This is a genomic window from Baekduia sp. (assembly GCF_035318805.1).
In the GTDB taxonomy this organism is placed as follows: domain Bacteria; phylum Actinomycetota; class Thermoleophilia; order Solirubrobacterales; family Solirubrobacteraceae; genus Baekduia.
This window is the reverse complement of sequence record NZ_DATHDY010000018.1, coordinates 84,539-97,577: the sequence shown is the minus strand read 5'-3', so window position 1 is coordinate 97,577 and position 13,039 is coordinate 84,539. Positions and strand designations below refer to the sequence as shown.

The 13,039-nt window shown below is 71.7% G+C and carries 13 protein-coding genes; 11 read left to right on the top strand and 2 right to left on the bottom strand.

Features of this window, described 5'->3' with window-relative positions; translation table 11 throughout:
* The first annotated feature begins 25 nt into the window (after window positions 1–25).
* The 11 genes from VK501_RS04710 to VK501_RS04660 all read left to right on the top strand — a co-directional run bounded on the left by VK501_RS04710 (window position 26) and on the right by VK501_RS04660 (window position 11,711).
* Window positions 26–1,549 (top strand): glycosyltransferase family 39 protein, encoded by a 1,524-nt coding sequence (locus tag VK501_RS04710; protein ID WP_324335150.1) that lies wholly within the window; start codon window positions 26–28, stop codon window positions 1,547–1,549.
* A 77-nt stretch (window positions 1,550–1,626) separates the two neighbouring features.
* Window positions 1,627–2,007 carry a hypothetical protein gene (locus tag VK501_RS04705; RefSeq protein ID WP_324335148.1) on the top strand — a complete coding sequence of 127 codons (381 nt, stop codon included), beginning with the start codon at window positions 1,627–1,629 and terminating at the stop codon, window positions 2,005–2,007.
* A gap of 175 nt (window positions 2,008–2,182) precedes the next feature.
* Window positions 2,183–3,091 carry a methyltransferase domain-containing protein gene (locus tag VK501_RS04700; protein ID WP_324335146.1) on the top strand — a complete coding sequence of 303 codons (909 nt, stop codon included), beginning with the start codon at window positions 2,183–2,185 and terminating at the stop codon, window positions 3,089–3,091.
* On the top strand, window positions 3,088–3,984 hold the full coding sequence (locus VK501_RS04695; protein ID WP_324335144.1) for a glycosyltransferase family 2 protein: 897 nt from the start codon (window positions 3,088–3,090) through the stop codon (window positions 3,982–3,984). Before VK501_RS04700 ends, VK501_RS04695 begins: the two co-directional genes overlap by 4 nt.
* A complete protein-coding gene (locus tag VK501_RS04690) occupies window positions 3,912–4,337 on the top strand; it encodes a cupin domain-containing protein (RefSeq protein ID WP_324335142.1) in 426 nt (141 codons plus the stop codon). The genes VK501_RS04695 and VK501_RS04690 overlap by 73 nt, the downstream gene beginning before the upstream one ends.
* Window positions 4,334–6,382: a hypothetical protein gene (locus tag VK501_RS04685; RefSeq protein ID WP_324335140.1), complete on the top strand. Its 2,049-nt coding sequence runs from the start codon at window positions 4,334–4,336 to the stop codon at window positions 6,380–6,382. The genes VK501_RS04690 and VK501_RS04685 overlap by 4 nt, the downstream gene beginning before the upstream one ends.
* Complete coding sequence (locus VK501_RS04680; protein WP_324335138.1) at window positions 6,379–6,876, top strand: HAD hydrolase family protein; 498 nt, start codon at window positions 6,379–6,381, stop codon at window positions 6,874–6,876. Before VK501_RS04685 ends, VK501_RS04680 begins: the two co-directional genes overlap by 4 nt.
* Window positions 6,858–8,063, top strand: a complete 1,206-nt coding sequence (locus VK501_RS04675) for a class II D-tagatose-bisphosphate aldolase non-catalytic subunit (RefSeq protein WP_324335136.1) — start codon at window positions 6,858–6,860, stop codon at window positions 8,061–8,063. Before VK501_RS04680 ends, VK501_RS04675 begins: the two co-directional genes overlap by 19 nt.
* On the top strand, window positions 8,060–8,905 hold the full coding sequence (locus VK501_RS04670) for a hypothetical protein (protein WP_324335134.1): 846 nt from the start codon (window positions 8,060–8,062) through the stop codon (window positions 8,903–8,905). The genes VK501_RS04675 and VK501_RS04670 overlap by 4 nt, the downstream gene beginning before the upstream one ends.
* On the top strand, window positions 8,902–10,068 hold the full coding sequence (locus VK501_RS04665) for a class I SAM-dependent methyltransferase (protein ID WP_324335132.1): 1,167 nt from the start codon (window positions 8,902–8,904) through the stop codon (window positions 10,066–10,068). The genes VK501_RS04670 and VK501_RS04665 overlap by 4 nt, the downstream gene beginning before the upstream one ends.
* A 62-nt stretch (window positions 10,069–10,130) precedes the next feature.
* Window positions 10,131–11,711, top strand: a complete 1,581-nt coding sequence (locus tag VK501_RS04660; protein WP_324335130.1) for a phosphotransferase — start codon at window positions 10,131–10,133, stop codon at window positions 11,709–11,711.
* Here VK501_RS04660 and VK501_RS04655 read toward each other — a convergent pair.
* Entirely contained in the window at window positions 11,674–12,102 is a 429-nt protein-coding gene (locus tag VK501_RS04655) for a GtrA family protein (RefSeq protein ID WP_324335128.1), read from the bottom strand. The two genes, VK501_RS04660 and VK501_RS04655, sit on opposite strands and share 38 nt — an antisense overlap.
* 336 nt (window positions 12,103–12,438) lie before the next feature.
* Window positions 12,439–12,963 carry a pyridoxamine 5'-phosphate oxidase family protein gene (locus VK501_RS04650; protein WP_324335126.1) on the bottom strand — a complete coding sequence of 175 codons (525 nt, stop codon included), beginning with the start codon at window positions 12,961–12,963 and terminating at the stop codon, window positions 12,439–12,441.
* Window positions 12,964–13,039 lie beyond the last annotated feature (76 nt).

The window sequence follows — 13,039 nt, the reverse complement described above, 5'->3', positions numbered from 1 at the left end:
CAGGCATGCTGTTGGGTCACGACCCGTGAGGATCGCTGACGGGGCCGCCGCCACGAAGCTGTCGCGTGGCCTGTGGGTCGGCGCGCTGTTGGTCATGACGGGACTTGCCGCGCTGCTGACCGTGCCCGGGCTCGGCGAGATGCCGTTCTCGCGCGACGAGGTGGCGAGCATCACCGACGCGCACCGCTCCCTCGGCGGCACCTGGGACGTCGTGCGCCACCGCGAGGCCAACATGTGGCCCTACTACCTGCTGCTCAACGGGTGGACGCGGCTCGGGACCGGCGAGACGTTCGTGCGCCTGCCCACCGCGCTGTTCGCGGTCGCCACCGTGCCGCTGGCGATGGTCCTGGCCCGGCGGACGTTCGGCGACGCGGCGGCCGTCGCCTGCGGCCTGGGCCTGGCGCTCAGCACCATGCTCCTGGACGCGGGGCAGGAGGCCCGGGCCTACGCGCTCGTCGCGCTGCTCGCGGTGGCCTCGACGCTCCTGCTCGTCGAGGGCGTCCGGCGCCCGCGCACCGGGCTCTGGGTGGCCTACGGGCTCGTGGCCGCGCTGATGGTGCACTGCCACATGCTGTCGTCGCTGGTGATCGTCGCCCAGCTCGCGTCGCTGCTGTTCCTGCCCCGTGCAGAGATCCCGTTCCGCGAGCTCCGCATCGGCGTGGTCGTCCTGGCGGTCGGCGTGGCCCCCATGGCGTTCTACGCGCTGACCAAGGACTCGGGCCAGACGAGCTGGATCCCGGCGGTCGACGCCTATGCGGTCGGCGGCTTCGCGCGGTCTGCCACGGGCGGCGACGCGCTCATCGCGCTGTACGCCCTGCTGTTCGCCGCGGTGGCGGCCGGACTCGTGTCCCGGCTGCGCACGAGCGGCCGGTCCCGCGAGACGTGGCTGGAGGCGCTGGTCCTGCTGTGGGTGGTGCTGCCGCCGGCCGCGCTGGCGATCATCTCGGTCGTCAAGCCGCTGTTCACCACGCAGTACCTGACCGGCGTCGTGCCGGGTGTGGCGCTGCTGCTCGGCCTGGCAGTCGCGCGGCTGCGCCCGCCGCGCCTCGCGCTGGGCGCCGGTGCGCTCGTCCTGGCGCTCACCGCCGTGTCGGCGGCGCGGCACGGCCCTCCGTTCCCCAAGTCCGCCACCGGGAAGGCGGCCGCGCAGTACGTGCTCGAGCGGGCCCGCCCCGGCGACGGCGTCGCCTACGGGCCCGCGTTCACGCGCGTGGAGTTCGACTGGTACCTGCGCCGGCTGGCCCCGGGACGCCCGGGGGCGGTCGTGCCGGTCGATCTGGACGTGCTGCCCGGCTCGACGCCCCAGACGGAGGGCGACCTGTTCGCCCGCGAGGCGCCTGCCGCCGACGTCGCTCGGCGGATGGCCGGCGCGCCGCGCATCTGGTTGATCTCGGTCCCGAACGTCGTATGGCACCCGACGCCCGAGCCGGTGCTGGCCGTCGGGCCGGCGATCCTGCGCCGGTCCTTCACCGCGTCGCAGACCCAGCGGTTCGGCGACCTGACCGTGCGCCTCTACACCCGGCGCGTTGCCGCTCCCCCGCACACGTAAGGCGTCGTTCGACCGGCCGTTCATCGGTTGTGCCGCGGCAGCGACCATCGTTCTCCGAGATGTCACGCCCACCGGGCATGACCTCCCTCGCTCATCCGGACGCCGCCGCCCGCTTCATGGTCGGCCGCCGCGGATGGGCGCCAACGGCGAGCGAGCGGTCCGCCTCGCTGACGCTCCTGCGGGCCCGGGTCCGCACCCTGCCGGGCGTCGAGCTGCTCGACCCGCCGCCGATCGGCCGCGCCCGCACGTCCGCGCAGGGTCCGTTGCACCTGCGCATCGGCGTGCGTGGCACGGGCCTGACCGGCTACGAGCTCGGGCGCCGGATGCGGAAGTTCTCGGGCGTGCCGCTGGACCACTGCGAGGCCGACGCGGTCGTCGCCGTGTTCGACGACGGCGACGACATCAGCGCGCGCGGGTCGCGGCTGCTGTTCGCGCTGACGCACGCGTTGACCGCGTAAGCCAGACGGCCCAGCGCGGGAACAGCTGTGCACCTGGTCCTCTGCGCCTAGGTATCCACGACGCGCTCCTAGAAATCCGGATTTCGGTCGGTGCACGATGAGCACCCCCCAGCAGTCGGCCTTGCCGCGCTGGCTCTGGCGGCCATCTCGGCGCGGGGTGTAGACGTCCTCCCTCGTGATCGCCAAGGCCGAACCCCAAGAGCACATGCGCCGCAAGCGCGACGCGTACTGGTCCGATCTCGTCGGCGGCGTCACCGGCCGGTACAAGACCGAGCAGGTCATCCGGCAGCTCGCAGGCCGCCGCCTTCCCGCCGACTCCGCCGTGGTGGACGTCGGCGCCGGGACCAGCGATCTGGCCAAGATGGTTGCCGAGATCGGCGGTGCGTCACGCATCATCTGCGTCGACTACGACGAGACGATCGTCCGCAACGGGGCCAGCGCCGAGAGCGACCCGCGCGTCGAGTGGCGCGCGGCCGACGCGCGGGAGCTCGGCGGGTGGAGCGACCGGGTCGGCGCAGTCACGTTCTTCGACATCCTGCACGAGCTCTACTCCTTCGTGGGCCGCGCCGGCGGGGAGGCCGCCGTGGACCATCAGCTCGGGCGCGCGGCGGTGGAGGAGGCCCTTTCGGCGGCCGCCTCCCTGCTCGCGCCGGGAGGGGTGTTGATCATCACCGACGACGTCCTTCCCGAGGAGGAGACGGCAGTCCGCGTCGCCTGCCGGCGACCGGACATCGTGGCGGTCGTCCGCCGGATCGAGCGCGAGTACCGCTCGCGCACGCTGGAGATCCGCTGGCTCGACGAGCAAGTGTTCGAGATCCCAGCCCGGACCTTCATCACGCTGCTCACCCACTACAACAAGCCGAAGGCCGGAAACGAGGCGCGGTGGGCGGTGGAGCAGATGGAGGTCCACGAGTACATGGCGGTGTCGGAGTACGACGCGTTCCTGCGGCGCATCAACCTCACGCCGAGCATCGCAGTCGGCACGCCCGCCGAAGCACTGGCGGAGTGGCAGGAGGACTTCCAGCTCCTGGCCGGTCTCGAGGCGTTCCCGTTCAAGCGCGTCTCGGTGGTGGCGTCGAAATGAGCGCCGTCCACCCCGGCGCCCCGCCGCGCCCGGGCCGCCGCTTCGCCCGCCAGGCGACCGTCCTGACCGGGACCGTCCGCGAAAGCCGCGTCCCCTACCCGCTACAGGGCGCGGTCGCGGTCATCGTGCCGGCGTACAACACGGCTCCAGCGCTGCCGGCCGTGGTCCGCTCGCTCGTGCATGAGACCGCTGGCGTGGTGGCCGAGGTGGTGGTCATCGACAACGCCAGCACGGACGGGACGCCCGACGTGGTCAGGCTGCTCATGGCCGAGGATCCGACGATCGGCGCCATGGTCCGGGTGCTGCAGAACCCGGTGAACCTAGGCTACGGCGGCAGCATCAAGCGCGGCTTCGCCGAGCTCATGGGGACCAGCCCGTTCGTCGCCGTGGTGCACTCCGACCAGCAGTGCGACGCCGCCGCCACGTTGGTCGACCTGGCCGCAGCCTTCGCGCTGGAGCCGGAGCCGGACGTCGTTCTGGCGTCGCGCTTCCGGACAGGTGCCCAGACCGACGGCTACAGCCTCGCCCGCCGGTTGGCCAACCACTTCTTCAATGCCTTCACCCGGTTCCTCTCGGGTCTGCGGATGTCGGACGCCGGAACCGGGATCATGCTCGCGCGCTCCAGCGCGCTGGCACAGATGCCGTTCGACGAGCTCACCAGCGGCTATCAATTCCACCCCCAGCTCAACCTCATCATCTACGGGGATCCGGACCTGGTCGTGGCCGAGGTGCCGCTGTGCTGGCGCGACGCGACCGTGGGGGTGCGCTTCAGCCTCACCGGCTACGCGTTGGTGCTGACGCGGATGCTGCTGGCGTTCGCATGGCACCGGCGGGTACGACGCCGCCCCATCGGGGAGGCGGTGGTCGCCGCCTCCCGCGGAGCGGGCGCGTGACCTCCGAGCCGGTACGGGTCGAGAAGCCGTGGGGCCACGAACTCATCATGGAGCGAAACGACGACTTCGTCGTCAAGCGCATCCTCCTGCGGGCGGGCCACCGGTCAAGCCTCCAGCTCCACGTTCGCAAGCGGGAGTGGGTGATCGTCGAGGCCGGGCAGGTCGAGCTGACGATCGGCGCCGATCCGCAGGCGCTCGAAGTCCGTACCTTGCAGGCTGGCGGCGTCTACCGGGTCCCGCCCGGCACCGTGCACCGCGTCCTCGCGGTCGATGACGCGACGATCCTGGAGATCGCCACACCGGGCGACGACGACATCGTCCGACTCGACGACGACTACGGGCGCGGGACGTGAGCGCCCTGGCTCACACCGACGCGCCGCCCTCGCCCGCGAGCGACCCCGCGGCGCCGCGGCGCCGCGGGATCTCCGGCGGTTGGGTCCCGGCGGCCCTGCTCGTGGCCGGGCTCGGCCTGACGGCATGGGTGGTGGCCTCGGCGTCGGAGGTGTCGGTCTCGGCCCTGCACCAGATCCACGCCGACGCAGCGTCGTTGCACGATGTCGGCAAGACCTACGTCGACGGCTGGTCGAGCCCGGCCTTCAGCCCGTTCGTCGACCATCGCCTCCGGGCCCTGACGCTCGTGCTGACGGTCGCGTACATCGCGTCGGTCACTGCGATCGGCGGCACCGTCGTGGAGGCGATCCGCGGGAGCGAGCAATGGCCGCGCACGGTGCGGTTGCTGGCGGGGTTCCTTCCCGGCTACATGATGGTGCTCGCCCCGCTGCAGCTGCTGTTCGCCGCGGTGCCGCTGGTGGCGGCCGCCTGGATCTCCATCGTCGCGGTGATCCTCGCGGCGCTGATCGCGCAACGCCGGACGATCGCCTCGGGGGCGGTCAGCCTGGTCGTGGACCCGCGCACCCGGCGCGGGTCGGCGATCACGGCCGGCGGAGTGCTGGTCCTCGTGGTGCTGGTCGCCGTGCAGCGGCTGCAAGCCGGCCGCAACTTCATGGTGACCGACTCGGTCTCGGTGCTCCTGGACGCGGCCGGCGCCCAGCTCTCCGGCGGCGCCGGATCCCACCTCCTGCAGTGGGATCAGCAGTCCGACGAGTGGCTGTTCAGCGCGCCGCTGATGTTCACGTCCCACGCGGGCCAGGACTTCATGTTCCCGCTCTACGCTGCCCAGTGCCTGGGCATGGCATCGTTCGCCTGCCTCGTCTTCGGCATCGTCCAGTCGTTCGCGTGGCGGCGCCAGAAGCTCGCCGCGGGCGTAGCGACCGCGGCCGTGCTCGCGTCCACCCCAGCCATCTACCCGTGGTACTACATCTCGCTCGTAGGCGGGCAAAACCCGACCATCTGGCTCGGCCATCCCGGCCGGTACGCCGGGATCGTCGCCCCGTGGCTCGCCCTGCTGCTGTTCGGCCGGCACCGCCCACGCGCGATGATCGCGATCGGCTTCGCCACGCTCGGCCTCGGCTTCGGCAGCGTCCACGTGGCGGCCTACGTGCTCGCCGCGCTGACCGCGGCGCTGGCGTGGACGGCGATGCGCGGGCGCCGGACGGAGCTCACCGGGTATGCCGTAGCGCGGGCGACCGTCCACCTGCTTGCGGCGGCAGCGATCGGGGCGCCGATCCTCGCCTACTGGTTCCTGCACCGCGTCACACGGCCGACCGACGTGGCGTGGTGGCTCGTCGCCGGCGCCGCCGTCGCCACCGTTGCCGCCGTGCTCATCGGCGTCGGGACCACCCGGCACGTGACGCGCGGCCGCCTCGGACCGGTCGTGGCCTGGACCTTCGCATGGGGAGCGACGCTCGCCCTTGGATTCTCGTTGTCCAACAACCTGACCGATGGCTTGGCCGGCGGCCATCTACGCACCGTCCTTGGCGCGGTGCTGCCGGGCTACGACGTGCCGCTCGTCTCGCGCTCGCTCCTGGGCGACACGCCGATGAGCGGCCTCTCGCTTTTCCGCTTCTCGGGCGAGGAGTGCAACATCTCCGGGCATTGCCTGAGCGGCGGCTACTTCCTGGCCGCCTACGGGTTCCTCACCGTCGTCGCGCTGGCGAGCTGGCTCGCCCTCGGTCCGGTCACCGCCGAAGCGTCGGCGAGCCGGTGCCGCGCCGCCTGGCTGCTGATGGCCGGCGCGCTCGGGCTGTCGTTCGTCCTGGTTGACTTCACCGGCGCGCCGTTGGCCACGGCGTGGATCCTCACGCGGTTCATCGAGGTCCCCTACTACGGCCTGCTGGCGCTCGCGGCGATGGCGTTCGCCGCCTCGCGCAACCGCATCACGTTGATCGTGGGGTCGGGCGTCCTCGTGCTATGGACCGTGATCCCGGTGGTCGTCAACCTCGTCCCGCTCCAGCTGGTCAAGAACGCGGACTGGCTCGCCGGGAGCGTCCTCGGATGAGCCGCCGGACCGACGTGCAGCTGATCGTCTTCGACGTCGACGGAGTGATGACCGACGGGCGCTTCACCTACTCCCGCGACGGCAAGCAGCTGAAGACCTTCGGCCCCGACGATGCCGACGCGCTCGGCGTCCTCCGAGCCGAGGTTCCGGTCGCCTTCGTGTCGGCCGACCGGCGCGGCTTCGCGATCACCGAGCGGCGCATCGCGAACGACATGGGCTACGACGTGTCGCTGGTCCCCGGCGGCGAGCGCCTCGCGTGGATCGCCGCGCGCGCCCCGCTGGAACGGGTCGCGTACATGGGTGACAGCTTCACCGACATCCCCGTGCTGGAGCGCGTCGGCGTGAGCATCACGACCGCCGACGCCCTCCCAGGTGTCCGGCGCTGCGCGAGCTACGTGACCAAGCGCCGCGGCGGCGACCGCGCGGTCGCCGAAGCCTGCTTCTTCCTGCTGGCCGACTGCCTGGGCCATCGGCGATGGGCGGGGATCGCGTGATCGCCCTACCCGCAGGCGCCGAGCGCAATCCGCGCCTGGCGGCGCTGGCCGCGCAGGCCAACGCGTGGCCCAGCACGCAGATCGGCGTGGGCGTCGTGAGCCTCAACGTGGTGGACGCCGCCGTGGAGATCGCCGGCCACCACGACGTGTCCCTCATGCTGATCGCCAGCCGGCGGCAGGTCGAGATGGCGGAGCTCGGCGGCGGGTACGTGGCCGGGCTCACACCGCAGGCCCTCGCGACGCACGTCCGCGCCCGCGACCGGCGCAACCGCGTCCTCGTCTGCCGGGATCACGGTGGCCCGTGGCAGGGCAACGGCGGGACGACCGGCACGCCGGAGCGTGCGATGGAGGAGGCCCAGGCGTCGTTCCTCGCCGACCTCGAGGCGGGCTTCGACATCCTGCACATCGACACCAGCGCGTGCCCGGCGGGCCACGAGTCCGGCGACGGTCCGCAGCGGCGGCTGTTGGAGCTCTATGACGCGTGCTGGACCGCCGCGCGCGAAGGCGGGCGCGTCATCGCCTTCGAAGTCGGCGACGAGGAGCAGTCCAGCGTGACCGACGGGCTCGACCAGCCGCGCCGGTTGCTGGAGACCCTACGAGAGTTCCGTCGCGACACCGGCGCGCCGCCGCCGCTGTTCGTCGTGATCCAGACCGGCACCAAGGTCATGGAGCGCCGCAACGTCGGATCGCTCTCGGCGCCGTATCGCATCGACGGCCAGATGCCGCCGCAGATCCACCTGCCCCAAGTGATGGCGTTGGTGCGCGCGTACGGCGCCCACCTACGTCAGCACAACACCGACTACCTTCCGACCGAGATCCTGCGGTGGCATCCGCTGCTCGGCATCCACGCCGCCAACATCGCGCCCGAGTACGGCATCGAGGAGACGCTTGGGCTGCTGGCGGTGATGGAGGGGCGCGGCGCGGCCGACCTGAGCGAGCGATTCCTGACGCTCGCGTTCGACACCCGCAAGTGGGAGAAGTGGCAGCTCGAGGGCAGTGCCGGCACGGACAGAGAGCGCGCGATCTGGGCAGGCCACTACGTCTTCTCGACCCCTGAGTTCGCCGAGCTCCGCGCCGAACTCCTGGCACGCGTCGGCCTGACCCGTGAGGAGCTCGACCGACTCCTGGTCGCGCGGATCAAGGCCGCGATCCTGCGCCACCTCCGAGCCTTCCGGGTGATCGCATGAGACGCCGCGTCGCCATCGTGATCCTTTCGCGCAATCTGCCGGAGGCGGTCGACCGGCTGGTCGGTACCTTCCGCCGCTACGACCTCGAGGAGACGGACATCTACGTCGTCGAGGCCGGCACCGATCGCGACAAGCTGTCCGAGCACCACACCACCTGGGCCAGCTGGGATGAGGCCATGCGCGAGGGATTGCGCCCGGCTCGCGGCTTCAACCTCGGCGTCCTGGAGCTCATTCGCAGCGGCCGCCTGCACGAGTACGACTTCCTGTTCCTGCTGCGCGCGACGGTCCACATCGACGGCCCGATCGTCACGCGGCTCCTGGATCAGCTGGAGATGCACCCGCACGTCGGAATCATCTCGCCCTGCGGCGAAAGCTGGCCCGAGCAGGAGCTCGTGGGGCCGGACTCGCTGCGCTACGTGTGGCACATCAACCACCACGCGTGGATGCTGCGCCGCTGCTTCGTCGACCTGATCGTCGACCACCAGGGCACAGACCACGGGCCGATCTTCGACGGCAGCAACTTCCGGAGCTACGGCACCGACACCGAGCTGATCGTCAAGGGCTACATCAATGACTACGCCACGGCGCTGAGCACGGCGTGCACCTTGCGCGAGGACCACGAACTGCTCAAGTCCCGGGCCGACCTGATCCGGACGGACCCGTATGACATCAACGCACGCAAGGTCTTCGATGAGGGCTTCCAATGGATGCGGCGCAAGTATGGGTTCACGACACGGCTGCAGTTCCAGGAGTACGCACGCCTGTGGTACGACCGCTTCTTCGTCCTGCACCCCTCCTTGGCGCAATACCGGCTGCTGCCGGACGAGCCGCCGCTCCGATGACGGCGGCTGTTGTCGACCGGCGCGGACGACCGGTGGCCGCGTGCGAGCGGCGCGAGTCGTGCGCGGTGTGCGGCGACCGGCGGCTGCGCCCGATGCTCGAGCTGCCCCGGGTCCCGGTGCACATGGGCTGCACGCATCGACCCGCCGACGACGACGCCTTCGCCGACCAGCGCTGGGCCCGCTGCCGGCACTGCGGCTGTCTGCAGCTCAGCGCGCTGGCGCCGCTGGACCTCGTCTACCAGTCCCAGCACAACGGAGCGGTCGGAGGCGTGTGGGCGCGCCACCACGAAGCGCTGGTCGCGCTGCTGGCCAGCCACGGGCCGCGCCAGGTCGTGGAGGTGGGCGGCGCGAGCGGCGCGCTGGCCCGACGGTACGTCGACGCCCACGGCGCGGTGGCGTGGACCGTCGTGGAGCCCAACCCGACGTTCGTGCCCCAGCAGCCGGTCCGGCTGGTCACCGCCTTCGTCGAGGACGCCGTCGAGACCGTGCGCCCCGCCGACATGATCGTCCACAGCCACCTCCTGGAGCACCTCTACCTGCCTCGCGCGTTCCTGACGACCATGCGGGCGCACGCGCGCACCGGCACGCTGATGGTGCTCTCCGTCCCCGATCTCGCAGCGCTGCTGGATCGCGCGGGCGCGAACGCCCTGAACTTCGAGCACACGTACTACTTCGGGATCCCGACCCTGCTCTGGATGCTGCAAGACGCCGGCTTCGCCGTAGAGGCGATGACGCGCTTCGAGCGACACAGCGTCTTCGTCACCGCCGTCGCCGAGGGCGATCCCGGCCGGGCCGGCCATCCGCCCGACGCGGACCCCGGCGCCCACGCCTTCGCCCGCTTCATCGCGCAGAGCCGACGCGACGCGGTCGCCCTGACGGCGCGCGCCGAGGCGTTCACCGGCGACGTGTACCTCTTCGGCGGCCACGTCTTCTCGCAGTTCCTGCTCGGTTGTGGCTTCCCCGAGGGCCGGGTCACCGCCGTGCTCGACAACGACCCGGCCAAAGACGGGCTGCGGCTGTACGGCACGGACCTCACGGTCGTGCCGCCCGCGGTCGTCGGCGCGACCCCGGGCCCCGCCGCGGTGATCGTGCGGGCAGCCCACTACACGGCCGAGATCACGCAGCAGCTGCGCGCGTTGGCCCCGACCGCCGAGATCTGGTGAGCGCCGCCGGGCCGCGCGCAGCGCCGCCGGTCTGCATCCTTGCGGCGGGGCGTGGGACGCGCATGAGCTTTGCCGACGGAGCGCTGCACAAGGCGCTTGTGCCGCTCGGCAACCGGGCGGTGCTGACCCACGTGATCGAGGGCTTCCCCGCGGACGCCCGGTTCGTCGTGGCGGTCGGCCACCGCGCCGATCAGATCCGCGCGTACCTGGAGATGGCGCACGGAGACCGCGACATCACGACGGTGCGCGTCCCGAACTACGAGGGGCCCGGCTCGGGCCCGGGTCGCTCGCTGCTGGCATGCGCCGAGCACCTGACCGAGCCGTTCGCGCTGAGCGCGGCCGACGCGGTCGTCTCCGGGCTACCCGCCCTGGCGGGCACGTCGTGGATGGGCGTCGCGTCCGTCGACGACCCCACGGCCTACATGACGCTGGACACCGCCGCGGACGGCGCCGTGATCGGCTTCCAGGAGCGAACGGGACCGTCGGCGCTGGCGTTCGTGGGGGTCGCCTGGATCGCCGATCCCGTGCCGTTCTTCGCCGCGATACGCGCGGCGACCGCCCTGGGCGAGCTCCAGGTCACGCCTGGGTTCGCGGGGCTGCTGAACGCGGGTCTGCCGATCCACGTCGAGCCGTGCGAGTGGCTGGACACGGGGACCACGGCCACCTACACGCAGGCGCGGCGCCGCTTCGCCGAGGAGCCCTCCGGCGGCCGCGCGCCGACCGATGTCACCTACCTGCTCGGCCGCCGCGTCGTGAAGTGGTTCCGCGATCCGCTCGGCGCCGAGCGCCGTGAGGCGCGCGGACGCGACCTTGGCATGGCGGTGCCGTCCACGATCCCGGCGCCCGCCGGTTGGCTGGCCTACGAGCGCGTCGCCGGCGAGACGCTGCGCGACCGGCTCGATGCCGACGAAGTGTCGCGGTTCCTGGACTGGGCGCAGACGGCAGTCTGGCGCGCGCACACCGGCGGAGCCGCCTTCGACGACGCCGTCCGGCGGTTCTACCACGACAAGACGCTCGCGCGGCTGGCGGCGTTCGTGGGCGTGCGCGAGGGCTGCGAACCCGGTCGCGGCTTGATCATCAACGGGATCGCGACGCCCACCGTCGCCGAGGCGCTGGCGCGGGAGATCGATGGGCTCGTCGCAGCAGCCCGACCGACCGGCTTCCATGGCGACCTGCACGAGGGCAACATCATCACGGCGTCGGCCGGTTACCGCCTCATCGACTGGCGCGACGACTTCGGGGGCGTGAGCGACCGCGGGGATCAGCTCTACGACCTCGCCAAGCTGCTGCACACCCTCGAGCTGCCGGAGTCGGTCATGAGCGGGCACGCCTACAACCTGGCGGACGAGGACGGCAGCTGGACGCTCGCGCACCCGGACACGCCGGAACGCCGGGGCGCGCGCGGGGCGCTCTGGCGCTGGTGCGGAGCCCGTGGCGTCGAGGTTCGGGCCCTCGGCACGATTGATGCGCTGGTGTTCATCAACATGGCCCCGCTCTACGACCGGACGATGGGTGACTACCTGTACGCGTTGGGGCGGTGGCTGCTGGAGCTCGGACACCGCAGCGGGACCCCGTCCGAGCGGGAGGCGCGCCTGGCGCACGCACTCAGTGGAACACGTGCGCGCGCAGGACGAGGAACGTGATCGCGGCGAAGCTGAGGGCGGTGACGGTGTAGACGATCCGCTCCGGCACGCCCAGGAGCCCCGGCACGACAGCGGTCGACAGAGCCGCAAGGGAGTACTGGGTGAACGCCGTGGACAGGTAGCGGCGCAGTTGCCGGTGGGGCGCGAGCGCGAAGCCCTCCTCCCGCCGGAACACGAACCGACGTTGGAGGAGGAAGTGGAGCACCAGCGCCGTGCTGTAGCCGCAGGGGATCGCGATCTGAATCGGCAGTCCCACCGGGCCCGACAGCGTCAGCGTCAGGCCGACGTACCAGACCGTGGTGAAGGAGCCGCCGACCGCATAGCGCAGCATCTCGGCATTGACCAGCCGAGAGCCGGTCAGCGCGCGAAGCCTGCGATGAGCCACCGACATGGCCAGACCCTAGACGCCGCCGAGCAGCCACATGGGCCTGCTTGCCGCGACGGCACGGGCTCGTCGCCCGCCGCCGCGCTGACAGGCAGGCAGACGCCGACTCAGGCGCCCCAAATCACCCGATCGGGGGAAATATCCTGAATGGAAGGCGCAGACCTCTTGCGGAGGACAGCACCGCCGGTCTAATCTACCCAGCGGTCCGGCTTCCTTAAGGCTGGGCCGGACCCGTACCGACCTCCTGCGACCCATCCTCGTCGCAGGAGGTCGTCTGCGTTCTGGGGCAGAGCACGGTCAAGCGCTTCCTTCAGGGGGAGCACGGCTGAGCCGGCGACGCCTTCAGGCTTCGAAGCGCCAGCGGGTCGCGCCGTAGGGCTCTGCGGTCGCGACCCCGAAGGCGGTCCGGAGCGTGAAGCGGTAGAGGTGCCACGGCGGCGGGCCCGCGCTGGGCGCGCTGTAGGGCGCCGTGAACGCGTCGACCTCGACCTGGGCCGGCCAGCCGCCGTCGCGATACACCGCGGCGACCTGCTCGAGCATCGCCGGCTCGGTCGTCCGATGCGCATCGCCTTCGAGGCTGAGGTCGATCCCGTCGAGCCGCACCGAGATCGTGCACGCCGGGTTCTCCGCGAGGTTCCGCGCCTTGCGGGTGCCGGGTCCGCTGGTGAAGTAGAGATCGCCGTCGTGCCAGACCGCTCCGAGCCCCGCGGCATGCGGCCGGCCGTCCGGACGCACGGTGGCCAGGAAGAACGTCGTTCCGGGCCCGCGCGAGCCGACCGCAAGCTGGTCGCGCGGCCGGCTCCAGGGCAGCGCGTCGAAGCCGTAGCGATCGAGGTTCTTCGTGTCGGTGGGTTCACGGTCGGGCATGGTCAAAGGACGGTTCCGGAGGCGCGAACTCATCGGTCGTCCGATGCCTCCAGCAGCTCCTTCAGCGCGGCGACCC

Bases quoted from the DNA above. Each gene is read 5' to 3' on its own strand.
- VK501_RS04705 (WP_324335148.1), top strand. From the start codon at position 1,627: ATGACCTCCCTCGCTCATCCGGACGCCGCCGCCCGCTTCATGGTCGGC.
- VK501_RS04660 (WP_324335130.1), top strand. From the start codon at position 10,131: ATGAGCTTTGCCGACGGAGCGCTGCACAAGGCGCTTGTGCCGCTCGGC.
- VK501_RS04680 (WP_324335138.1), top strand. From the start codon at position 6,379: ATGAGCCGCCGGACCGACGTGCAGCTGATCGTCTTCGACGTCGACGGA.
- VK501_RS04670 (WP_324335134.1), top strand. From the start codon at position 8,060: ATGAGACGCCGCGTCGCCATCGTGATCCTTTCGCGCAATCTGCCGGAG.
- VK501_RS04665 (WP_324335132.1), top strand. From the start codon at position 8,902: ATGACGGCGGCTGTTGTCGACCGGCGCGGACGACCGGTGGCCGCGTGC.
- VK501_RS04675 (WP_324335136.1), top strand. From the start codon at position 6,858: ATGGGCGGGGATCGCGTGATCGCCCTACCCGCAGGCGCCGAGCGCAAT.
- VK501_RS04695 (WP_324335144.1), top strand. From the start codon at position 3,088: ATGAGCGCCGTCCACCCCGGCGCCCCGCCGCGCCCGGGCCGCCGCTTC.
- VK501_RS04650 (WP_324335126.1), bottom strand. From the start codon at position 12,963: ATGCCCGACCGTGAACCCACCGACACGAAGAACCTCGATCGCTACGGC.
- VK501_RS04690 (WP_324335142.1), top strand. From the start codon at position 3,912: ATGGCACCGGCGGGTACGACGCCGCCCCATCGGGGAGGCGGTGGTCGC.
- VK501_RS04655 (WP_324335128.1), bottom strand. From the start codon at position 12,102: ATGTCGGTGGCTCATCGCAGGCTTCGCGCGCTGACCGGCTCTCGGCTG.